Below are 23189 nucleotides of genomic sequence, written 5' to 3'. Positions count from 1 at the left end.
ATTGATTCTTATTGGCTGTGTAAAACCCGCTAGACGAATGAACTGGCAAAAACCGTAAGGTTAAATTGTAAAGAATGTAAATTCAGTGCGGATAGCAATATTTCGCAATTGATACGAATACCTGTTTACCCTATATTCCGCCGCCTCAAATCCTTGGGGAGGGGAATAAAAATGGCACGTCAACAAGCACAATTACCGGTCAGTTCACCACGTCTGCTCGCTTCCGCCATCGGCGTGGCAATCACCGCCGGCTCCGCTGGCCACATGGTGTTCGCCGCTGAAAAGACCGACAGCAAAGCCTCCGGCAATGCCATCGCCCTGGACGCCACCGCCATCACCGGCGAAGCCCAGGACTCGACGTCCTACCAGGTCGAGAAAGCCTCCTCGCCCAAGTACACCGCGCCGCTGGTCGATACGCCGCGCTCGGTCACCGTTATTCCGCAACAAGTCCTGAAGGACACCGGCGCCCTGAACATGCAGGACGCGCTGCGCACCGTACCGGGCATCACTTTCGGTGCCGGTGAAGGTGGCAACCCGCAGGGCGACCGTCCGTTCATCCGTGGTTTCGACGCCCAGGGCGACACCTACCTCGACGGCGTGCGCGACACCGGCTCGCAGAGCCGCGAGATCTTCGCCGTGGAAAACATCGAAGTCAGCAAGGGCCCGAACTCCGCCATCGGCGGTCGCGGCGCGGCGGGCGGCAGCATCAACCTGGTGAGCAAGAAAGCGCACCTGGGCAACTCGTTCGACGGTGGTTTCACCTGGGGTTCCGACCAGACCCAGCGCTACACCCTGGACGGCAACTACCAGTTCAGCGACACCGCAGCCGGCCGTCTGAACCTGATGAGCCACGAGAGCAACGTCGCCGGTCGCGACAGCGTCGACTACGACCGCTGGGGCATCGCACCATCCCTGGCCTTCGGCCTGGGCACCGATACTCGCGTCAACCTCGACTACTACCATCTCGAAAGCAACGACACGCCGGACTCGGGCATCCCGTACACCATTCCGGCTGCCGGCTCGGCGGCACGTACCAAGTCCAATCCGGACAAGCCGTACTCGGGCGGCGATCACAGCAACTTCTACGGTCTGGACGGTCGCGACTTCCGCAAGGGTCGTACCGACACCGCGACGTTCGCCATCGAGCATGACCTGAATGACTCGCTGACCATCAAGAACACTCTGCGTCACGGCACCAGCATGCAGGATTACATCCTGACCCAGCCGGACGACAGCAAGGGCAACGTCAACAACGGCAGCGTCTGGCGTCGTGCGAACACTCGCGTGAGCAACACCGAGACCACCACCAACCAGACTGACCTGTTCGGTAACTTCTACGTTGCAGGCTTCAAGAACAGCTTCTCCACCGGTGTCGAATACACCCGTGAGGAAAGCCGCAAGTCCTCTTACAACGTCAACACCGATACCACGCCGCGCACCACCAACGTGCCGTCCAGCACCAACTGCACCCCGTCGATGATCGGCGCGTCGAGCGGCTACAACTGCACCTCGCTGTCGAACCCGAACCCGAACGATCCGTGGAACGGCGCCATTTCGCGCAACTACGCCGGCACTGACACCCAGTCCGATACTTACGCGCTGTATGTGTTCGACACCCTGGAACTGTCCCAGCAATGGCTGGTGAACATGGGCCTGCGTTACGACCACTTCGAAACCGGCTACCACACCTACAACAACTCTGGCACCACCACCGCCAAAGGTGCAGACACCAGCGAGTTCGTCACCGGTCAGTTCGGCATCGTCTACAAACCGGCAGAGAACGGCAGCATCTACGCCTCCTACGCCACCTCCGCCACGCCGCCGGGCAACACCCTGGGCGAAGGCATGGACGGCAACCCGCTGGGCGGCACCACCGATCGCAACGGCAACCTGCTCAAGAGCGACATGGAGCCGGAAACCACCAAGAACTACGAAATCGGCACCAAGTGGGATCTGTTGAACGATCGCCTGTCGCTGACCGCCGACATCTTCCGCACCGAGAAAGAAAACGCGCGTGTCCAGGTTGATACCACGTCGTACGAAAACGCCGGCAAGACTCGTGTACAAGGTATCGAGCTGTCGGCCAGCGGCAAGATCACCGACAAGTGGCAAGTGTTCGCCGGTTACGCCTACATGGACAGCGAGCAAGTGGATGGCGGCCCGCTGAACCGTGCCACCGACGGCAACGAACTGCCTAACACGCCGAAAAACAGCGCCAGCCTGTGGACCACTTACCAGGTCACGCCGAAGCTGACCATCGGTGGCGGTGCGTTCTACGTGGATGACGTGTTCGGCAGCGTGGCCAACACCACCATGGTCGATTCCTACGTTCGCTACGACGCGATGGCTGCGTACAAGCTGACCAAGAACGTCGACCTGCAACTGAACGTGCAGAACCTGACCAACGAAACCTACTACGACAAAGCCTTCTCGACTCACTTCGCCAACCAGGCGGCGGGCCGTACGGCATTGCTGAGCACCAACTTCCACTTCTGATAGAAGCCGGAAGCCTCGGGCCCCGTTCATTCACTTGAACGGGGCTTTTGTGCGTAATAAAGAACGTTTCTCGATAAGCCACGGCATAATGCACGCCGTGAACACAATTTCCGAACGGACAAGGCAAGCGACGTGTTGAAGAAAACCCTGTTCCAGTTGCACTGGTTTTTTGGCATCACTGCCGGGCTGGTGCTGGCCCTGATGGGCATCACCGGCGCTGCCTATTCGTTTCAGGACGAGATCCTGAAAGCCCTCAACCCATCCGTGTTGCAGGTGGAGAAGCAGGTGGCCGGCGTCCTGCCGCCCGCCGACCTGGTGGCGCACATCGAAGCGGCCTCGGGCAAGAAAGTCTCGATGCTCTCGGTCGAAACCGAAAGCGGCAGCGCCGGACGCGTCTGGTTCACCCCGCCGAAAGGTGAGCGTCGTGGCGAGATGCGCTACTTCGATCCCTACACCGCCGAGTTCAAGGGCGAGGCCACCGGCCAGGACTTCTTCGGCCTGATGCTGCAACTGCACCGGTTCCTCGCCATGGGCGACACCGGCCGCAACATTACCGGCGCCTGCACCCTGATGCTGCTGTTCTTCTGCCTGTCCGGCCTGTACCTGCGCTGGCCACGCCAGTGGAACAGCTGGCGCGTGTGGCTGACCCTGGACTGGAAGAAAAAGGGCCGCAGCTTCAACTGGGACCTGCACTCGGTGTTCGGCACCTGGTGCATGCTGGTTTACCTGTTGCTGGCGCTGACCGGTCTGTCCTGGTCCTACGAGTGGTACAACAAAGGCCTGACCAGACTGCTTTCCGATGCGCCGCAAAACGAACGCGTGCGCGGCGGACGCGGCCCGGCACCTGAAGGCCCGGCGCCGACCGCAGATTACGCCGCAATGTGGGTCAGCATCTACAGCTCCGCAGGTCCAGGCCTCGCCTCCTACAACATCCGAATGCCGCCTGTGGCCGGCCAACCGGCGACCGTGTTCTATCTGCTAGACAGCTCGCCCCACGAGCGCGCGCTGAACCAGATCACCCTCGACCCGGCCACCGGCGTCGTCAAACGCGTCGACCGCTACGCAGACAAGAGCTTCAAGGCGCAATTGCTGACCAGCATTTACGCGCTGCACGTCGGCAGCTATTTCGGTCTGGTCGGGCGGATCATCGTGACGGTCGCAGCGGTGCTGATGCCGCTGTTCTTTATCACCGGATGGCTGTTGTACCTCGATCGCCGCCGCAAGAAAAAGCAGATCAAGGATGCCCGCCAAGGCCTCGATCAACCGACCGGTGACACCCCGGCATGGTTGATCGGTTTCGCCAGCCAAAGCGGTTTTGCCGAGCAACTGGCGTGGCAGACTGCCGGACAACTGCAGGCTGCCGGCCTGCCGGTGAAGGTGCAGCCGCTGGCGAATGTCAGCGAGCAGGATCTACAGGAATCCAACAACGCGCTGTTCGTGGTCAGCACCTTCGGCGACGGCGAAGCACCGGACAGCGCTCGCGGTTTCGAACGCAAAGTGCTGAACAACGCCTCGACCCTCGACAGCCTCAATTACGCCGTACTCGGTCTCGGCGACCGTCAGTATCAGCACTTCTGCGGTTTCGCCCGACGCCTGCACCAATCGCTGGGCGAGCATGGCGGCAAGACGCTGTTCGCTCCGGTGGAGGTCGACAATGGTGATCCTTACGCACTGCGTCACTGGCAGACCCAGCTCGGCCTGATCACCGGGCAAGCACCGGTCGACACCTGGCAGGCACCAAGCTACAGCAACTGGACGCTGGAACGCCGCGAACTGATGAACCCTGACAGCAGCGGTTCACCGGTTTTCCTGCTGGGTCTCTCGGCGCCTGACACCAGCAGCTGGCTCGCTGGCGATCTGGTGGAAGTGTTGCCACGCAATTGCCCGTGGGCCATCGAACATTTCCTCGACGGCCTCGGCATTCGTGGCGAAACCAGCGTGAAGGTCAACGGCCTGGAAGAGTCGCTGGAAGTGGCCCTCGCCACCCGCCAGTTGCCCGAACACCGCGCCCATCTTGTAGGCCTGCATGCCCAGGCACTGGTCGATGCGATGGTGCCGCTGGCGATGCGCGAATACTCGATCGCCTCGATTGCTGCCGACGGCGTGCTGGAATTGATCGTGCGTCAGGAACAGCATTCTGACGGCACCCTCGGCATCGGTTCCGGTTGGCTGACCGAACATGCGCAGGTAGGCGGCAGTATCAGTCTGCGGGTACGCCGCAACAGCGGCTTCCATCTGCCGAACCAGCCGGTGCCGATGATCTTGCTGGGCAACGGCACCGGCTTTGCCGGCCTGCGCAGCCTGCTCAAGGCGCGGATTGCCGACGGGCAGCAACGCCACTGGCTGCTTTTCGGTGAGCGCAACCGGGAACACGATTTCCTGTGTCGCGCAGAACTCGAAGAGTGGCTGATCAACGGCGATCTGGCCCGACTGGATCTGGCGTTCTCGCGGGATCAGGCGCAGAAAATCTATGTGCAGGATCGCTTGCGCGAATCGGCCGGTGAATTGAAGAAGTGGCTGGCGGACGGTGCAGTGATCTACATCTGCGGCAGCTTGCAAGGCATGGCGTCAGGGGTGGATCAGGTGCTCAATGAAGTGCTTGGCGCCGCCGAAGTCGAACGCCTGATCGAACAGGGTCGTTATCGCCGCGACGTTTACTGATTCACCTGTATTCCTGTGGGAGCAAGCCTGCTCCCACAGGTTCACTGCATTTAGACTGGCTGCAGCTTCTGCTCAAACACCGCCACCCCATCCAGATCCCGCAACACCACACTCAACTCCCCGCTCTGCCCTTCAATGTTCACCTCGCCAAAAAATTGAAACCCGGCAAACGGTGAAGCGTTTTGCGTTGGCGGTGCTTTCTGAAACACCACTTCCGGGCCGAAGGTCTTGTCCAGCGGATTGGGCCCGAAACTCCCGGCGTTCAGAGGCCCTGCGACAAACTCCCAGAACGGTTCGAAATCCTGGAACGCAGCGCGATCCGGGTGATAGTGATGCGCCGCGCAGTAATGCACGTCCGCCGTCAGGAACACGAAATTGCGCACCTGTTGCGCCCGCAGAAACCCCAGCAATTCGGCGATTTCCAGTTCACGTCCCTGAGCCGGGCCGGGGTCGCCGTTGGCCACGGCTTCCCAACGCGGCACACCGGGGCTGACTTCGCCGTCCGGCACGCCGAGACCGATCGGCATGTCCGCAGCGATGACTTTCCACTGGGCTTTCGATGCCTTCAATCCGCGTTTGAGCCAGTTCAGTTGTTCACGCCCGAGGAACGGTTTTTCCGCCCCGAGATTGTCGTCGTTGGCGCCGCGATAACTGCGCATGTCGAGCACGAACACATCGAGCATCGGCCCGTAGCTCAGCTTGCGATAGATCCGCCCGCCACCGTCCGCTGCCTGACGGCGCATCGGCGAATATTCGAGCCAGGCCTGACGCGCACGGCCGACCAGGGTGTGGATATCTTTTTCCTGATAGCGCTCGTCGAGCTGTTTGCCCGGCGACCAGTTGTTGACCACTTCATGGTCATCCCATTGCCAGATCTGCGGCACTTCGGCGTTGAAGCGGCGGATGTTTTCATCCATCAGGTTGTAGCGGTAATTGCCGCGATAGTCGTCGAGGGTCTGGGCGACCTTGCTCTTGGCTTCGGTGGTGAGGTTGCGCCACACGCGGCCACCCTCGGTGGTCAGATGCGCCGGCACCGGGCCGTCGGCGTAGATCGTGTCGCCGCTGTGGATAAAGAAGTCCGGCAGGCGCATGCGCATGGATTCGTAGATGCGCATGCCGCCGATATCGGGGTTGATGCCGAAGCCCTGGCCGACGGTGTCGCCGCTCCACACGAAGCGGATATTGCGCCGTGCGGTCGGTGCACTGCGCAGGTGGCCGAGCCACGGTTCGCTGGCAACACCCGTCTGGGCGTCCTTGAAATACACGCGGTAGAAAATCGCCTGATCGGCGGGCAATCCGGTGAGTTCGACGCGGGCGGTGAAATCGCTGCGCGCGTCGGCCAACGCGGAGATGACGCGTCGCGGATGGCGGAACTGACTGCGGGTGTCCCACTCCACCACCATCCGCGCCGGGCGATCGCTGCGGCTCCAGATCATCGCCCGATCGCCCTGCAAGTCGCCGGACTGCACGCCGTCGGTGAGTTGCGGTCGATCCTTGACCGAGGCGATCACGGCCGGTGCCAGCCCTGGCATCAGCAAACCGGCGCCGACCACTTGCATCACGCGCCGGCGACCGAGGTTGAAATCGCTCATGCTGTTCTCCCTGAAAAAAGGAAAACTTAACCATCACCAGATGAAGCGGGTATGACACCTCAGGCGTTGGCGGGCTCCAGCGCCAGCTCGACGGCTTCCGGCCGCTTGACCAACGCATACACCACCGCCGTCAGCAGGCTGCCCGCAACGATTGCCAGCAGATACAACAACGCATGGTTGATCGCATTCGGGATCGCCAGCACAAACAGGCCACCGTGCGGCGCCATCAGCTTGCAGCCGAAGTACATCGACAGCGCACCGGTCAGCGCACCGCCGGCAATGCTCGCCGGGATCACCCGCAACGGGTCTTTCGCGGCAAACGGAATTGCCCCTTCGGAGATGAAGCACAACCCGAGCACCAGTGCCGCTTTACCGGCTTCGCGCTCGGTCTGGGCGAACTTGCGTCGGGCGATGAACGTGGCGATGCCCAGACCGATCGGCGGCACCATGCCGGCGGCCATGGTCGCGGCCATCGGTGCATAACTCTGCGAGGCCAGCAGCCCCACCGAGAACGCATAGGCGGCCTTGTTGATCGGGCCGCCGAGGTCGACGCACATCATGCCGCCCAGCAGCACACCGAGCAGGATCGCGTTGGTGGTGCCCATGCTGTCGAGGAAATGCGTCAGCGCCGCGAGCATCCCGGCCACCGGTTTGCCGACCACGTAAATCATCACCAGCCCGGTGATCAGACTGGCGAACAGCGGGATGATCAGAATCGGTTTCAGCGCTTCCAGACTCTGCGGCAACGCCACATAACGACTGATCAGCTTCGCCGCATAACCAGCGATGAAACCGGCGACGATCCCGCCGATGAATCCGGCGCCCAGGGTGCTCGCCAGCAAACCGCCGATCATTCCCGGCGCCAGACCCGGACGGTCAGCAATCGAGTAGGCGATGTAACCGGCCAGCAACGGCACCATCAATTTGAACGCGGTCTCGCCACCGATCTGCATCAGCGCCGCCGCCAGCGTGCCTTCTTCCTTGAACGCGGTGATGCCGAACACGAACGACAAGGCGATCATCAAGCCGCCCGCCACCACCATCGGCAGCATGAACGACACACCGGTCAGCAGGTGTTTGTAGACGCCGGTTTTCTCTTGTTTGGCCGGGGCCTTGCCGTCGCTCGCGGCACTTTCCTGCTTGCCTTCGGCCAGGGCCTTTTTCAGTGTGGCTTCGGATTGCTTCAACGCGATTCCGGTGCCACAGCGGTAGATTTTCTTGCCGGCGAAACGCTCGGTGGCGACTTCGATATCCGCCGCCAGCAGCACCACCTCGGCCTCGGCAATTGCCGTCGCGCTCAGTGGATTTCGCGCGCCGACCGAGCCCTGGGTTTCCACTAGAAACTCATAGCCCAGGCGCTTGGCCGCTTGCTGCAAGGCTTCAGCCGCCATGAAGGTATGGGCGACGCCGGTCGGGCACGCGGTGACAGCGACGATGCGAGGTGCGCGTTGCTCAGCGGCCGTCGGTGCAACTTCGCTGGCAACATGAATTTCGGCTTCTTCGGCACCGCGACGCAGCACCGCTTCGACATCCTGCAACGCTTGCGCCGGGGCAATCCTGTAGACCCGTTTGCCGACGAATCGGGTCATGTCGACCGATCCGGTGGTCACCAGCAACACCCACTCCGCCGCCTCGATCGTGGCCGCCGACAATTCGCGTTCCGGGTGCGCCGCATCCACCACTTCGACGCTGGTGCTCCAGCCCTGACGCTGGGCCGCAGCATCCAGCAGCCGGGCGCACAGCACACTGGTGACCATGCCGTTCGGGCAGGCCGTGACAATGGCTAACTTCATGACAAACCCTCTTATTGTTCTGTCAGGGGGCGCACGCGCACGCCCTGTTCGAGCTGCGTCAGTTGCGCAGCATCGTGAATACCGAATCCGATCTGGGTCACCGCCTGCGCCGCAATCGCCGTGGCCGTGCGCAGGGTTTGCTCCGGCGTATCGGCGCTAAGCAGACCGTGCAGCATGCCAGCCAGCAACGAATCGCCGGCACCGACCGTACTGGCGACGCTGACCTTCGGCGGCGTCGCGTGCAACGCCGAGCCGACACTGAACCAGTTCACCCCCTCGGCACCGTGGGAAATCACCACATGCTCGATGCCTTGAGCGTGCAGCCGATTGGCGGCTTCGGCCTGAGACGCGTGCGACACCACTTCACAGCCCAGCGCATCCGCCAGCTCTTCGGTATTCGGTTTGATCAGCCACGGGCCAGCCTTGAGTGCCGTGCGCAACGCTTCGCCGCTGGTGTCCAGCGCGACTTTCAGGCCCAGGCCCTTCAGGCGCTCGATCAACTCACGCAACCACTTCGCACTGACCCCGCGCGGCAGACTGCCGGCGACCACCACCGCGTCATGCCCCGGTGCAATCTGCACCAGACGCTCCAGCAACGCCTGTTGCGCCACCACGCCGACCACCGGGCCCGGGCCGTTGATGTCGGTGATGCGTCCGTCCTGTTCCGCGACCTTGATGTTGCTGCGGGTCTCGCCCGGCACGCGGATGAAGGCGTCGACAAAACCACGCTTGGCGAACAGGGTTTCGAACGCCTGCAGATTGTCTTCGCCGAGAAAGCCGCTGACCGTCAGTTGATGACCGAGGTCGGCCAGCACTTGCGCGACGTTGACGCCCTTGCCGGCGGCGTGAGTGTGCATTTCGTCGCTGCGATTGACCTGACCGGCTTCCAGACGCGGCAACTGCACCGTGAGGTCCAGCGCCGGGTTGAGGGTCAGGGTGAGAATCTTGGCCATTACAGGGCCTCCACTAATGCGCGCACTTCGTTGGCGCTGCCCACGGCCAGGGCTTGTTGAGCAAGGGTTTGAGTCTGGGTCAGGCTGAGTTCGCGGATGCGCGCCTTGACCTCGGCGATGCTGCGTCCGGACACGCTCAGCTCATCCACACCGAGGCCGACCAGCACCGGCACCGCCAGCGGGTCCGCCGCCAGTTCGCCACAGACGCCGACCCATTTGCCGTGGGCATGGGCCGCGCGCACGGTGATGTCGATCAGTTGCAGCACCGCCGGGTGCAGGCCGTCAGCCTGGGCGGACAGGGTCGGATGACCACGGTCGATGGCCAGGGTGTATTGCGTCAGGTCGTTGGTGCCGACGCTGAAGAAATCGACTTCTTTGGCCAGCACTGGCGCCAGCAACGCGGCGGACGGCACTTCGATCATGATCCCCAGTTGCAGGTCGGCGACCGGGATTTCCAGGCGCAGGCGTTCGGTCATGTCGCGGGCCTGACGCCATTCGTCGACGCTGCCGACCATCGGGAACATGATCCGCAGCGGGCGGTTGTCCGCCGAGCGCAGCAAGGCGCGCAACTGCGCTTCCATGATCTGCGGACGCTGCAAGGTCAGGCGAATCCCGCGTACGCCGAGGAACGGGTTTTCTTCCTTGGCAATCGGCCAATACGGCAGCGGTTTATCGCCGCCGACGTCGAGGGTGCGCACCACCAGCGGCCGACCGGCGAGGCCGTCGAGGACGCGGCGGTATTCGGCTTCCTGAGTCGCCTCGTCCGGCGCCTGCGGGTGGGCCATGAAAATCAGCTCGGTGCGCAACAGACCGATGCCTTCGGCGCCCTGCTCCACCGCGCTGGTGACACCGGCGCTTTCGCCGATGTTGGCGAACACTTCCACGGCGTGGCCGTCGGTGGTGTGCGCCGGTTGATGGCGTTGTTCGGCGGCCGCTTTCAGACGTTGTTCGCGGGTGTCGCGTTCTTCGCTGGCGCGTTGCAGGGTCGCGGCATCGGCATCGACATGCAGGCGACCGCGCTGGCCATCGAGCAGCAACGGCGTGCCCGGTTTCAGCAGTAACACTGCTGCGCCAGCACCGACCAGCGCCGGAATCCCCAGCGCGCGCGCCACGATGGCGCTGTGAGCGGTGGCGCCACCACGGGCGGTAAGAATCCCCGCGACCCGCGCCGGATCCAGACGCGCCACGTCGGACGGGCCGACCTCATCCATCACCAGAATGTACGGCTGCTCAGGCTCGGCGGGCGTCTGCACGCCGCACAGTTGCGCCAGCACTCGACGCCCGATGTCGCGCAGATCGGCAGCACGTTCGGCGAGCAAGGCGTCCTGCAACGCTTCCTGTTGTTTCGCGGCGGCCTCGATCACGGCCATCCACGCTGCCTCGGCGCTTTCGCCCTGCTTGAGACGGGTGTCGACTTCGTCGGTGAGCTCCGGGTCGTCGAGCATTTCCTGGTGGGTGATGAAAATCTCGCGGATTGCCTTGGCCTTGCTGCGCTCGATCAGGCCCTGGATGTCCTGACGCACGTCGGCCAGGGCATTTTTCAGACGCTCGCGCTCGATGGCGGCAGACTCACCGCGCAACGGGTAATCGATGGTTTGCTGGACCTGAATGTGCGCCGGGCCGATGGCAATGCCGGGGGCGGCAGGAATCGCTTGCAGCAGGCTGCCGGAGGTCGGGGCGCTCAAGACTTCGGCGATGTCGGCGATCACTTCACGTTGTTGGCTCACGGCCGGCAACGGTTCGACTTCTTCGCCGAGGCCTTCTTCGATGGCCGCCAACAAGGCCGGCAAGGCATCGGCGGCGATACTCGGTTCGGCGATGATTTCCAGCACCTGGCCGCGACGGGCGCCGAGGCTCAGCAGTTTGCTCAGGCTCTTCACCGACACGGCGCTGTCCTGGCCGTCGACGATGCGGATGCGAATCTCACCGTCAAAACGCTTCGCCAGTTGGGCGAGGATCTTCGCCGGCCGCGCATGCAAACCATGGGCGTTGGCCAGTGCGATACGCGCACTCGGCCAGTCCGCAGGCAACTCGCCGCCGAGCACTTCGAGGACTTTGCGGCTGCTGGTGGCGCGGCCCAGTTCATGGCCACGACCTTCGATCAGCAACGCGCACAAACGCTCCAGCAACGCCTGATGCGCTTCGCCGAGGCTGGCCAGGCAAAACAGACCGCTGAGTGGCTGACCGAGGTAACGCATCGGCTTGTCCGGAGTGACGAAGGCCAGGCCCGGACGCTTCACGGTCTGCTCGCTGTGCAGCCACCACAGGCCATCGCCCAGCGGCAGCGCTTCGACTTGCTGCAACACACCGGCAAAACCGTTGCTCACGCAATCGGCCTGACGCAGCAGACGTGCACCACGCCAGACCAGTTCTTCGAAATCGTCGGCGGAGACCCCGAGGCCGATCATCTGCGCATCCAGCGCCAGTTCCTGTGGCGCGCCTTGCAGCAGCTTCAGCAGCGCTTCGGGCGAACTGGCGCGGCGCAGGGCCTGGCCCAGATCGGTTTCGCCGAGGGCGCGGGTCAGCAATTGCAGCAGGCGCAGGTGTTCGTCGGATTTGGCGGCGATACCGATGGCCAGATAGACGATCTGGCCGTCGCCCCAATCCACGCCGTCGGGAAACTGCATCAGCCGCACGCCGGTGGCAAACACCTGATCGCGGGTTTCGGGCGTGCCATGCGGGATCGCAATGCCTTGGCCGAGAAAGGTCGAGCCCTGGGCTTCCCGCGCCTGCAAACCGGCAAGGTAACCGTCGGCGACCAGACCATCGGCCACCAGATGATCGGCCAGCGATTGCAGGGCAGCGGGTTTATCCACAGCCGATTGGCCCATGGATATCTGCTCTATAGTGAGCTCGAGCATGCGTTCTCCTTTTTGGCGTCACGGGGCGCCAGGTATTGTTTTGAATGGTTCCAGCTTAGGCGCTTGTGCGCTTCCCTTTCAGGAGGCAGTTTTGGCGGTTTCACGGCAGCACCGGCCAAAGGCGTCTAAAACGTAGAAAATACGCTTGCTGAAACGTTTAATCTAGATTGATCGGCACGTTACTCGATAATGTCTCATCCTTGAAGTCCAACTTGTCGGATGCGCTGCGACAATGGTCGCCTGCCTGAATCGGGTAGGATTGGCGAAAATGTGGCGGCAAGCTCGAAAAAACAAGGAAATCCCGGGTTGAAACTCAGTGATATCGCGCGGTTGGCCGGAGTGTCCGTGACCACCGCCAGCTACGTCATCAACGGCAAGGCCGAACAGCAACGCATCAGCACCGCGACCGTCGAGCGGGTGCGGGCGGTGGTCGATCAGCACGGCTTTACCCCCAATCCCCAGGCGGCCGGGCTGCGCAGTCGGCACACCCGAACCCTGGGTTTCATCCTGCCGGACCTGGAAAACCCCAGTTACGCGCGGATCGCCAAGCTGCTGGAACAAGGCGCCCGGGCGCGGGGCTATCAGTTGCTGATCGCCAGTTCCGACGATGCGCCGGACAGCGAACGGCAACTGCTGCAACTGTTCCGCGCCCGGCGCTGCGATGCACTGATCGTCGCCAGTTGCCTGCCGGCCGGTGACGACAGCTACCGCCAGTTGCAGGCCAAGGGCTTGCCGGTCATCGCCATCGACCGGGTGATGGATCCCGAGCATTTCTGCTCGGTGGTCAGCGACGACCGCGAAGCCAGCCTGCACCTCACCGAAAGCCTGCTCGACCCGCAGCCGAAACAGATCGTGCTGCTGGGTGCCCGCCCGGAACTGAGCATCAGCCAGGAACGCGCCGCCGGTTTCAAACAGGCTCTCACCGGCTTCAAAGGCGAAGTGCTGATCGAGCACGCCGAGTCCTTCAGCCGCGAGTGCGGCAAGCAATTGATGGAAGAACTCCTGCAACGCCTCGGGCATTTGCCGGATGCGCTGGTGACCACGTCCTACGTGCTGTTGCAGGGTGTGTTCGACGCGCTGCATGACTTCCCGCTGAAAAACCGCCCGCTGCGTCTCGGCACATTTGGCGACACCCAGTTACTGGACTTCCTGCCGCTGCCGGTCAACGCCATGGCCCAGCAGCACCAGTTGATCGCCGACAAGGCGCTGGCATTGGCGCTGGCGGCGGTCGAGCAATCTGATTACCAGCCTGGCGTGCAGGCCATCGCCCGTACCTTCAAGCAGCGTATTCACCGGGACTGAGCCGTGGAGCTGATCGACAGCCACACCCACCTGGACTTTCCCGACTTCGACGCCGACCGTGCGGCGTTGCTGGCGGAAAGCCGTGCCCTCGGGGTGCGGCGGATGGTGGTGCTGGGGGTATATGAGGGCAACTGGCAGCGGGTGTGGGATCTGGTGCAAAGCGATCCCGAACTGTACGCCGCTTTCGGCTTGCACCCGGTGTATCTCGATCAGCATCGGCCAGAAGATTTGCTTGCATTGGGCGATTGGCTGACACGGCTGCGCGGTCATCGGCAACTGTGCGCTGTCGGCGAAATCGGACTGGATTACTTCATCGAAACCCTCGACCGCGAACGCCAGCAGGCGCTGTTCGACGCGCAACTGCAACTGGCAGCGGAGTTCGGGTTACCGGCGTTGATTCATGTACGGCGCAGCCACGCGGCGGTGATTGCCACGCTCAAGCGTTTCAGGCTCAAGCGCGGGGGCATCATCCATGCCTTTGCCGGCAGCCGTGAAGAGGCGCGGGAATACATCAAGCTCGGCTTCAAACTCGGCCTCGGTGGCGCACCCACCTGGCCCCAGGCCTTGCGCATGCATCGGGTGCTGGCCGACTTGCCACTGGGTTCGGTGGTGCTGGAAACCGACTCACCGGACATGGCGCCCGCCATGTACCCCGGCGTGCGCAATACACCGGCGCATTTGCCGGCCATCTGCACGGCACTTGCCGGGTTGATGAACGTCACTGCAGAACAACTCGCCGAGGCCAGCACTGCCAACGGCTGCGAAGTGTTCGGCTGGTAGTCAGTCGTCGAGGGACCTGACGGCGTCGAGCGTCAGGGTCATGTGTTGGCGGTGGTGAACCAGGCGCATCAGTGCGAAGTACACGAAAATCACGATCAAAGAGGCATTCAACTGTTCCGTCACGTTGAGCAGCCCGATCCATTCCATCACCAGCGCCACCAGCAACGCGGTGCACACCGTCAACGATGCACTGAAGCGCAACCAGCCCAGCGAATCGAGGGATCTGAAGCGTCTGATCTGTTTCGGGCAGCGCAGCTCCAAGCTTTTCTGGCAGTGGGCACAGGTGAACGGTTCATTGATCGCGATGGCATTCAGTTGCCAGGGTTTGAGCAGCAGCGTGGTCTGACAATGGGCACAGCGGCCCTGGACTCCCAGGGTTGCAACAGACATGCGTGGCCTCCTCCAAACGGTCAGTTGATGTGATCTTGATCCATTGAAGACGAAAAATCAGAGCACGGAGGAAATCAGGAAATTGCTTACAAACGTAAGCAAAGAAGTACTACAAATTATTCCGACAAACCTGCCTCCTGAGAGGCAGACTCGTTCAGACCCGGAAGGCGCTGATCAACTGCTTCAACTCAACCACCTGCGCCGACAGGGCCCGACTCGCGTTTTCGGTCTGATAGGCACCTTCGGCCGTGCGCTCACCGGCGCGGTTGATCTCGACGATGTTCTGGTCGATGTCATGGGCGACAGCAGTCTGCTGCTCCACGGCAGCCGCGATCTGCTGGTTCTGATCGACGATCATGCCTACCGCACCGAGGATGTTTTCCAGCGCTTGCTGGACCTTTTCCGACTGCCCAACCGTGCCGTTGGCCATCGAATGACTGACACCCATGGCCTTCACCGCTGCGCCGACCCCGCCGTGAATCCTGGCGATCATCTGCTCGATTTCTTCGGTCGATTGTTGAGTGCGCTTAGCCAGGGTTCGTACCTCGTCCGCCACCACGGCAAAGCCCCGCCCCTGTTCCCCGGCCCGCGCCGCCTCGATCGCCGCGTTGAGGGCCAGCAGATTGGTCTGCTCGGCGATGCTCTTGATCACCTCCAGCACCCGGCTGATCGACTGGCTGTCGCTGGCCAACTGGTTGATCACCAGCACCGACTGATCAATCTCGCTGGCCAGTGCCGCGATGCTGCCCTGTTGCGACTCCACCAGGCCACGTCCGCTGATGGTTTCGTCGTTGACGCTGTGGGCGCTGCTCACCGCAGCCGCCGCACTGCGGGCGACTTCCTGCGAGGTGGCCGACATCTGGTTCATGGCCGTAGCCACTTGTTCGATCTGGGTGCGCTGTCCGGCCACGGCCTGATTGCTTTGCGCCGAGACGTTTTCCACTTGCCCGGCCTGACGCTCGACTTCGCCGACGGTATGCCCGACCCGCTCGATCAGGTCATGGATCTTGCGCACCGTGCCATTGAACACCTCACCCAGTTCGCCCAGCTCATCGCGACTATGGGCTACGAAGTTGACCGTCATGTCCCCGGCCGCGACTTTGTCCATCATCGCGCCAAGGCGTTTGAGCGTGGTGCGGGTCGAGGCGTAGAAGCCGCCATAGAGATAGAAAATCAACACGAACACCACCGACAGCGCCACGGCCTGCAACACCATGTGCGTGCGGTTCTGCGCCAGACGCTGCTGCAATTGGGTATCGAGGAATTTCAGGGTGGCTTCATTGAGCTGGTAAGTCCGGTCCATCAGGCCCGTGACCTGATCATAAAACGCCTGCCACGGCGCATCGAGGGTCTCGGCGACCACCACTTGCTCTTCGAAAATTTCGCTGGCCTGCTTCAGCGAGGCCTTGCTGGCGTCGGCCACGGTACTCAGCGAGTCCCGTGCGGCCTTGCTTGAGCCCAGTGCGTCCTGCAGTTTCAGCCCGTACTCGCCCTGAAGTTTTTCGATCTGTGCCAGCAGCTCATCGAACCGGGTACTGGAGGAACTGTTGAGAAACCCCTGCCCCAATGAATAAGAACCCATGGCCCGGCCTTCACCAAGGGTCTGGGTAATGGCAGGCGTGATCGCGGTGACCAGTTCGCTGAGTTGGCGGATATCGCTCTGGGTGTCGCGGCTCAGACCGGCCTGGCTGGCGATGATCTGGCTGAAAATCTGTGCGCTACCGAGCAGCTTGCCGATCAGCGCACTTTTGCTTTGCAGGGAGTTTTCCGCTTGCTGGGCCTTGAACGCGGTAATCATCTCATCGCGCTTGGCATCGAAGACCTTGATCTGCTCCGGGTCCTCGGTCATGGCCGTCAGCCCTTGCAGGCGCGCCAGTACGTTTTGCTCAAGGCCAGTGATTTGCGCTTCGACATTGCCGGCCTTGCCCGACTGGCCGAGGGTGACGTTGATCTGCACCAGGTTGTTGAGGGTTTCCAGATCCCGACGCAGGGTCAGGCTGCTGCCCAGCAGGTCGAGGCTTTGCAACTCCACCCGGGTGCCCTGGAATTCGCGATAGGAATCGCGCACCAGATAGAAGTTGGTCACCAGCATCGGTACCAGGAACAGCACGCTGATCAGGCTGAACTTCATGCCGAAGCTCAAGCGGTTCATCAGCGAGACGGCGGGATAGAGCAAGCTCTTCACTGGAAGTCTCCCTTGGTTTTTTCTTGTTTTTATTGGCAGGCGCGGGGCGACAGCAGATAGCCACTATCGGACGCTATCTCTGTATAGCTCAAATCGAAGGGAGGTTTTGTAACTTAAGGTTAACGAGGGGGATTGCCCCCCTCGCTACACGCATGGACTACAACAGGACGACAGAAGTGCTAGTGCAGCACGGTCCACAGCGCAAATCCGGCATACCACAACACGGCGGCACGCAGCAGCAATTCCCACAGGCAATCGAGGGTGTTGATGCCTTCCGGGCCGACCGCGGCGGGCGGGATTTCCCCGGCAGCCAGACCGACCTTGTTGATCAATTGCGCGGCGCTGATGTTCCAGTTCAACAGTTCATGCAGCATGACCCGGCTGACCGCAACAAAGTTGCCGACCAGGGCGAAACTCGCCGCCAGCAGGCGCACCGGCACCCAGTCGAACGCGTGCCGCAGTTGCCCTGCCCGCTCGGCCAGTGCCGGGTTCTGCGCGTTTTCTTCAGCCAGCGCCAGCAGGCGATAGCTCAGCGCGGCAACCGGACCGAGCAGGAAGTACCAGAAAATCACTGCAAAGAAGCTCTGGTAGGCCTGCCACAACAGATGGCGCTGCACTTGCTCCAGCAATTGCTCGCCACTTTCGGCACAGATATCCAGATCGCGTTTGGCCACATGGGCGGCGGCCTGCAAGTCTTCCCGGCGCCAGGCATCGCGGAACGGGCCCAGACCGCCGAGCAGATCGCCGCGACCCAGGCTGTAAATCACCACCAGCAGATGCACCGGCAGGGCCAGCAAGCCGTAGGCGACCGGATCCAGCACCACCAGCAGTAACCCCAGCAACGCCACCGGCAGGAGCACCAGAATGACCAACACCAGCCACGGCCGCTTTGCCAATTGGCCACTTTCAAGCTTGTGCAGTTCGCGGATCCATCCGCCATCGCGTTGAACCCGATGGCGCAGGGCCGAGAACTTCTCGATCCAGACCGCCAGCAGTAACACCAGAAAACTCATTGTCCTTCCTCTTGTGCCAGGGCGGCGCGGTAGCGTGCCCAGTCGAATGCGGGTCCAGGGTCGGTCTTGCGTCCGGGTGCGATATCGCTGTGCCCGCAGATACGTTCGACAGTGATCGCCGGAAACGCTTTTTGCAAATGGCGGGTCAGCACGATCAACGCCTGATACTGCGCATCGGTGAACGGCAGATCATCGGTACCTTCGAGTTCGATGCCCACAGAAAAATCGTTACAGGTTTCCCGCCCTTCGAACACCGAAACGCCGGCATGCCAGGCACGCTCAAGACAGGAGACAAACTGGGTGACCTTGCCGTCACGTTCGATCAGGAAATGCGCGGAGACGCGCAGGTCGGCGATCCCTGCAAAATAGGGATGCTCCGTGACATCCAGACGATTCTGGAAAAATTCCTGCACCTTGCCGGTGGCGAACTGCGCCGGCGGCAGGCTGATGTTGTGGATGACCAACAGGGACACTTCGCCCGCCGGGCGTTCATTGAAGTTGGGCGACGGGCAGACCTGCACCCCGTGACACCACCCGCTTGCGGGATCCAACTGCATACCGATTCCTTCAACGCCGACTGTGTTGGCGCCCAGTATGCCGTGATCGGCCCCTGGCGCGCGATCACTTGCCGCGATTGAGCCGCCGCAAGTTACCGAGCACCGACTCCAGCGCGCGGTCGAACAACAAGGTGTCATCCAGCGCCCGCACCGTCCCGCGACGGAACTCCATGGCCAGGGCGATGCGATTGCGCTCCTGCACTTTCATCCCGGTGCGGTCGACAAACACATACTTGCCGGTCGCCTCGATAATTGCCGCCAGTTTGCAGCGCAACGTGTGTTCTTCATCCTCTTCGAACGCCACCCAACTGCCCAGACGCAATTGATCGACCTGGCGCAGGCTCGCCTCATCGGCCGGCAAACGCCCCGCGCCCAAGGTCAGATTGCCTTCGTCGGCGGTCTGCAGAACGATGGCTTGCGACACCTGGATCATCGGCGGCGATTCAACCTGATCCGGCTCGACGGAGGGCTGCAGCAAACGAACGTGCAATGCTTCCAGCGCACTGAAAAACTCGCTGGTGGCGAACGGGTCGAAGGCGGAACTGCTCAGCCCGTCACGCAGCGACTTGAGCAAGCCCGGCACCAGCGACAGCAAGCGCAAGCCTGACTCGGCATCCTCGTGACGCTGCACACTCCAGATCAACTGCTCCATGGTCTGCACGTCGGCTTGCCATTCGGCGGACTGATCGCCGTGCTTGAGGCACGTCAGCAGCAACACCTTGCCCCAGGCCGTCTGGACGAAGGTCACCACCGACGGCGGCAGGACTTTGCCCAGCATCGCCTGGTTCAACGCCTGTTCGACTCGCAGACGGGCCAGTTCGGTTTTCGCGCGGCCCTCTTCGGCATCGCGCAGACGCTGTTCAAGCAATTCACTGCGGCGGCGCTCGTCGCTGGTGAAGGTGAGAAAATCCGCCAGCAGCTCGGAGAAAATCGCCGGGTCATCGACGAAGTCCGTCAGCAGACGCTGCACCACTTGTTCGATGCGCAGATAAAGGCTGTCGCGCGCGTCGCCGTCGCACTCGCCCCAGCCCATGGCCGCTTCGGCGATTTCGTTGAGCAGGCGTCGCGCCGGGTGGCTGCTGCGGCTGAAAAAGCTCTTGTCGATCACCGCGACTTTCAACATCGGAATCTGCAACCGGGCGATCAACGCCTTGAGCGAATCCGGCAGGTTGCGGTCATCCAGAATGCAGTCGAAAACCATGGCAACCAGGTTGATCACGTCCTCGTCGGCGCCACCGACGATCCGTGATTTACCGCTTTTCACGCTGACCCGGGTCAGCAATTGCTCTAGCTGATTGCGCAGATCGAAGTCTTCCTGCCCCGCCAGCGCCGGCACGTACTGCTGTAAATGCGAGAGCAGGCGCAACAGGTCGCGGGTGGAAATCGGCTGAGTCACCGCGCTTGGCTCAAGGGTCGGCGCGACGCTGCCGCGCACGTGCATCAACAGCTCCTGGAGTGCGGCGAAAACCTCCTGCACACCCGCGTCCGCCGGGGATTGATCGAGATCGTCGAATTCGCTGTGTGCACTGGCCGAAGCATGATCCCTGGCGCGACGGGCCGGTGCCGGTTTCAGCTCGGGCAACACACCTGTAGCGACCAACAGTTGATTGGCCTCCGCGAAGAGCTGGTCGGTATCGGCCAGCACATAGCGCTCGAACAGTTTGAGCAGGATCAGTTTGACCTTGATCTCCACGCCCAGATTACGCCCGGCCTGCAGGAAATACTCACACAGCATCGCCGGGCCCAGCGGGTTGTGTTGATCATCGAGGGATTTGCCCAGCAGCGCGCTGAGCCGCGCGGTCAATTGATCGAGGGCGAAACCGTCGCGATTCAGCACACGGCCGACCATGGTCTCGATCGCTACGCTGCGCTCCATGTCGTCGGTGCGCGCCGTGGTGTCTTCGTACTGCAATGCATGAGACACGACATTCTGGGCGGGATCATATTGAGTGAGGCCGACAAAGGCCTCGAAGAATTGCTCGAGAAAGCCACGCTCGATGTTCTTGCGCTTGAGGCGCAGGTCGCGCATGGCTTCGAAAAAGATGTTCTGTTCGACGTCGTTGCGCGCCCGGTCGGCCATTTCGAACAGCGTGTCGTCGGCGTTATCGAACAGCTCCTGCAAACCGTTGCGCAGGCGCTGTGCAGCCTTGTCGCGAACCTGAAGCAGAATCACAGGCAGGCGGGCGAGCGGCGAGTGAGTCGCCTGATCGGTAGCAGCCTTGTGCAAAGGCACTACATTCCCGTCGTTGTGCATCCAAGCCTCCTGAAACGGTGATTTGCCGACGTCAAAGCTATGGCGTCAAATGCAAGGCGGATTATCTTGCAAAAGTTGCATCCGGCGCCAGAGGCGTCAGGGTTTCCCCTACACGCCGACGCCTTCAAGTGACCACCCGGGAATCGGGTTTGCTCAAAGAAATTCGACCGGATGCAAGCCAACAGGGAAGTTCTCGCCTTGGGTTGGTCGATGCCATGCCCCTATAATCGGGCCACTTAGTTTGTGGAGCCCGTTATGCCGAATCTACGTCTCGCCGATTTGACCGCCGAAATCGAAGCCAACGTGCGCCGTGCGTTGCTCGAAGACATCGGCAGCGGCGACATCACCGCGCAACTGATCCCGGCCGAACGCCTGGCCAAAGCCACCATCATCACCCGTGACGCTGCCGTGATCTGCGGCACAGCCTGGGTCGACACGGTGTTCCGTCAGCTCGATCCTCGGGTGGCGGTGCACTGGCAGGTACGCGATGGCGAACGGGTTTCGCCGAACCAGCCGTTGTTTCACCTGGAAGGCCCGGCCCGTTCGCTGCTGACCGGCGAACGCAGCGCCCTGAATTTTTTGCAGTTGCTGTCCGGCGTGGCCACCCGCGCGCAATACCTTGCGGACTTCGTCGCAGAAACCGACGTAAAACTGCTCGACACCCGCAAGACCCTGCCGGGCCTGCGTCTGGCGCAGAAGTACGCGGTCACCTGCGGCGGTTGCCATAACCATCGCATCGGCCTGTACGACGCGTTCCTGATCAAGGAAAACCACATCGCCGCCAGCGGCGGAATCCCGCAGGCCATTGCCGCCGCGCACAAGATCGCGCCGGGCAAACCAGTGGAAATCGAAGTGGAAAGCCTGGATGAACTGAAGGAAGCGCTGGCGGCAGGCGCCGACATCATCATGCTCGACGAACTGAGCCTCGATGACATGCGCGAAGCCGTGCGCCTGAACGGCGGCAAGGCGAAACTGGAGGCCAGTGGCGGCATCAACGAAAGCACGTTGCTGCCGATTGCACAGACCGGGGTGGATTACATCTCGATCGGTGCGATGACCAAGGATGTGAAGGCCGTAGACCTGTCGATGCGACTCAGCCTCTGAATCGAACGCGCAATAAAAAACGCCAGCCCTTTCGAGGCTGGCGTTTTTGTTTCAGACCACCAGATTGTTCATCTCGCAGTACTCTTCCCACTCGACGCCCAGCACTTCAGCCGCCTCCTTGTGCAGCTCCAGGCGCTTGGCCTCGAACTCTTCAGGGGTGCTGGTGTATTTGAGCGTCAGTTCCCACGGCTGCAATCCCTGGGCTTCGGCTTCGTCTTCGAACGCCCATTGGATCTGGTCTTTCTGCTCATCGGGACTCAGATCCTTGATCTCGTCCATGAGCTCCGACGCATCAAGTTTGTACTTTTCCAGCGCCTGTTCGTGCCTTTGCTCTTGGGTCAATTCTTTCACAGTCATGTCGTTCTCGCTGATCATGGGAATGGAAGATGGATCTGGATCATCAAGGATCTCTCTGACGCGGATTGTCCGGCCTTCGGAACCATTCGGGATCATCTGAAAACTGCTGGGCGATGCTCATGCAGACAACGAATATAGGACGTTTGGCGAGCGAATTACACGGGTCTTTACATCTCTCCCACAAAAAGTTGACCTGGGGAACATAAACCGGAATTCCAAGTCATAGCGATGTGCCATATCGGCACTTACCTTCGCTGTTCACAAGGAAACCCAGTGATGCGCAGCTTTTCGAAGATTACTTCTGTTGTGTCCGCCACCGCTCTGACCGCCCTGCTGGGCACCCTGGCCCTGCCGGCCAGCGCAATGGCAGTTGAACTGAGTAGCAGCAGCCCTTCCTATGGCGACCAGATCTCCGCCATTCACAACGATTTCGGCAAAGACGTAGTGATCAAGAGCGGCATCGGTGTCGAGGAACTGAAAAAGATGCGCGACACCGTCAACGACCAGTCGCGTCAGATCGAAGAGTTCAAGCGCAGCAGCGGTTCCAGCTCAAGCTCCAGCGGCAGAGAAATCGACGATCTGAAGAACAAGGTCAAGGAACAGGACCGTCAGCTCGATACGCTGAGCCGTCAGGTCGAGGACCTCAAGCGCAACAGCGGCTCCAGCTCCAGTTCGAGCAACAGCGAAATCTCCAGCCTCAAACAGAAGCTCAACGATCAGGATCGCGCGATGGATCAGCTCAAACGTACCGTCGAGGAGTTGAGCCGCAAGGTGAAATAAGAGAAGTGGTGCCCGAGACAGGAATCGAACCTGCGACCTTCGCGTTACGAGTGCGCTGCTCTACCGGCTGAGCTACACGGGCGGTGGGCTAAACCTAGCACTGGTCTTGAA

General features: G+C 61.7%; 16 protein-coding genes and 1 tRNA gene. 6 read left to right on the top strand and 11 right to left on the bottom strand.

Annotated elements, in window-relative coordinates; all coding sequences use genetic code 11:
• The first annotated feature begins 171 nt into the window (after positions 1-171).
• Positions 172-2496 (top strand): TonB-dependent receptor, encoded by a 2325-nt coding sequence (locus tag AC1RME_RS27980; protein ID WP_096818873.1) that lies wholly within the window; start codon positions 172-174, stop codon positions 2494-2496.
• 132 nt (positions 2497-2628) lie between these two features.
• Positions 2629-5157: a PepSY domain-containing protein gene (locus AC1RME_RS27975; RefSeq protein ID WP_493092018.1), complete on the top strand. Its 2529-nt coding sequence runs from the start codon at positions 2629-2631 to the stop codon at positions 5155-5157.
• Between the two features lie 50 nt (positions 5158-5207).
• On the opposite strand, the gene AC1RME_RS27970 is transcribed toward AC1RME_RS27975, so the two are convergent.
• The 4 genes from AC1RME_RS27970 to ptsP are packed head-to-tail and all read right to left on the bottom strand — an operon-like array spanning position 5208 to position 12356.
• Entirely contained in the window at positions 5208-6749 is a 1542-nt protein-coding gene (locus tag AC1RME_RS27970) for an alkaline phosphatase D family protein (RefSeq protein ID WP_096818869.1), read from the bottom strand.
• A gap of 59 nt (positions 6750-6808) precedes the next feature.
• Positions 6809-8542, bottom strand: coding sequence for a PTS fructose-like transporter subunit IIB (locus AC1RME_RS27965; protein WP_096818867.1), 1734 nt, complete (start codon positions 8540-8542; stop codon positions 6809-6811).
• 11 nt (positions 8543-8553) lie between these two features.
• Positions 8554-9495, bottom strand: coding sequence for a 1-phosphofructokinase (gene pfkB, locus AC1RME_RS27960; protein ID WP_096818865.1), 942 nt, complete (start codon positions 9493-9495; stop codon positions 8554-8556).
• Positions 9495-12356, bottom strand: coding sequence for a phosphoenolpyruvate--protein phosphotransferase (gene ptsP / locus AC1RME_RS27955; protein WP_096818863.1), 2862 nt, complete (start codon positions 12354-12356; stop codon positions 9495-9497). Before ptsP ends, pfkB begins: the two co-directional genes overlap by 1 nt.
• Before the next feature lie 306 nt (positions 12357-12662).
• Between ptsP and cra the strand changes: the two genes are divergently transcribed.
• Complete coding sequence (cra, locus tag AC1RME_RS27950; protein ID WP_096818861.1) at positions 12663-13658, top strand: catabolite repressor/activator; 996 nt, start codon at positions 12663-12665, stop codon at positions 13656-13658.
• 3 nt (positions 13659-13661) lie between these two features.
• Entirely contained in the window at positions 13662-14438 is a 777-nt protein-coding gene (locus AC1RME_RS27945) for a TatD family hydrolase (protein ID WP_096818859.1), read from the top strand.
• On the opposite strand, the gene AC1RME_RS27940 is transcribed toward AC1RME_RS27945, so the two are convergent.
• The 5 genes from AC1RME_RS27940 to AC1RME_RS27920 form a co-directional block, all read right to left on the bottom strand.
• Entirely contained in the window at positions 14439-14828 is a 390-nt protein-coding gene (locus tag AC1RME_RS27940; RefSeq protein WP_096818857.1) for a hypothetical protein, read from the bottom strand.
• A 154-nt stretch (positions 14829-14982) separates the two neighbouring features.
• Positions 14983-17013 (bottom strand): methyl-accepting chemotaxis protein, encoded by a 2031-nt coding sequence (locus AC1RME_RS27935; protein WP_493092014.1) that lies wholly within the window; start codon positions 17011-17013, stop codon positions 14983-14985.
• A gap of 179 nt (positions 17014-17192) precedes the next feature.
• Complete coding sequence (ampE, locus tag AC1RME_RS27930; protein WP_096818853.1) at positions 17193-18026, bottom strand: regulatory signaling modulator protein AmpE; 834 nt, start codon at positions 18024-18026, stop codon at positions 17193-17195.
• Positions 18023-18583 (bottom strand): 1,6-anhydro-N-acetylmuramyl-L-alanine amidase AmpD, encoded by a 561-nt coding sequence (gene ampD, locus AC1RME_RS27925; protein WP_096818851.1) that lies wholly within the window; start codon positions 18581-18583, stop codon positions 18023-18025. The genes ampE and ampD overlap by 4 nt, the downstream gene beginning before the upstream one ends.
• Positions 18584-18647: 64 nt before the next feature.
• Entirely contained in the window at positions 18648-20837 is a 2190-nt protein-coding gene (locus AC1RME_RS27920; protein ID WP_096818849.1) for a DUF1631 domain-containing protein, read from the bottom strand.
• 255 nt (positions 20838-21092) lie between these two features.
• Here AC1RME_RS27920 and nadC point away from each other — a divergent pair, with 255 nt between their 5' ends.
• Positions 21093-21941 (top strand): carboxylating nicotinate-nucleotide diphosphorylase, encoded by an 849-nt coding sequence (nadC, locus tag AC1RME_RS27915; RefSeq protein WP_085711842.1) that lies wholly within the window; start codon positions 21093-21095, stop codon positions 21939-21941.
• Positions 21942-21992: 51 nt separating this feature from the next.
• Here the strand turns inward: nadC and AC1RME_RS27910 are convergent, their stop codons facing one another.
• Positions 21993-22298 (bottom strand): DUF6388 family protein, encoded by a 306-nt coding sequence (locus tag AC1RME_RS27910; protein WP_096819324.1) that lies wholly within the window; start codon positions 22296-22298, stop codon positions 21993-21995.
• 276 nt (positions 22299-22574) lie between these two features.
• On the opposite strand from AC1RME_RS27910, the gene AC1RME_RS27905 reads away from it, so the two are divergent.
• Positions 22575-23078 (top strand): hypothetical protein, encoded by a 504-nt coding sequence (locus AC1RME_RS27905; protein WP_096818848.1) that lies wholly within the window; start codon positions 22575-22577, stop codon positions 23076-23078.
• 6 nt (positions 23079-23084) lie between these two features.
• Here AC1RME_RS27905 and AC1RME_RS27900 read toward each other — a convergent pair.
• A tRNA-Thr gene (locus tag AC1RME_RS27900) sits at positions 23085-23160 on the bottom strand.
• Positions 23161-23189 lie beyond the last annotated feature (29 nt).

This window comes from Pseudomonas sp. GW822-FHT03F08 (assembly GCF_058801265.1).
Note: the sequence above shows the minus strand (reverse complement) of the source record. Positions and strands in the feature narration are given on the sequence as shown.

Coding starts and splice junctions, on each gene's coding strand:
- AC1RME_RS27905 (WP_096818848.1), top strand. CDS start 22,575: ATGCGCAGCTTTTCGAAGATTACTTCTGTTGTGTCCGCCACCGCTCTG.
- nadC (WP_085711842.1), top strand. CDS start 21,093: ATGCCGAATCTACGTCTCGCCGATTTGACCGCCGAAATCGAAGCCAAC.
- AC1RME_RS27940 (WP_096818857.1), bottom strand. CDS start 14,828: ATGTCTGTTGCAACCCTGGGAGTCCAGGGCCGCTGTGCCCATTGTCAG.
- AC1RME_RS27910 (WP_096819324.1), bottom strand. CDS start 22,298: ATGACTGTGAAAGAATTGACCCAAGAGCAAAGGCACGAACAGGCGCTG.
- ptsP (WP_096818863.1), bottom strand. CDS start 12,356: ATGCTCGAGCTCACTATAGAGCAGATATCCATGGGCCAATCGGCTGTG.
- pfkB (WP_096818865.1), bottom strand. CDS start 9,495: ATGGCCAAGATTCTCACCCTGACCCTCAACCCGGCGCTGGACCTCACG.
- AC1RME_RS27965 (WP_096818867.1), bottom strand. CDS start 8,542: ATGAAGTTAGCCATTGTCACGGCCTGCCCGAACGGCATGGTCACCAGT.
- ampE (WP_096818853.1), bottom strand. CDS start 18,026: ATGAGTTTTCTGGTGTTACTGCTGGCGGTCTGGATCGAGAAGTTCTCG.
- AC1RME_RS27920 (WP_096818849.1), bottom strand. CDS start 20,837: ATGCACAACGACGGGAATGTAGTGCCTTTGCACAAGGCTGCTACCGAT.
- AC1RME_RS27970 (WP_096818869.1), bottom strand. CDS start 6,749: ATGAGCGATTTCAACCTCGGTCGCCGGCGCGTGATGCAAGTGGTCGGC.
- AC1RME_RS27980 (WP_096818873.1), top strand. CDS start 172: ATGGCACGTCAACAAGCACAATTACCGGTCAGTTCACCACGTCTGCTC.
- ampD (WP_096818851.1), bottom strand. CDS start 18,583: ATGCAGTTGGATCCCGCAAGCGGGTGGTGTCACGGGGTGCAGGTCTGC.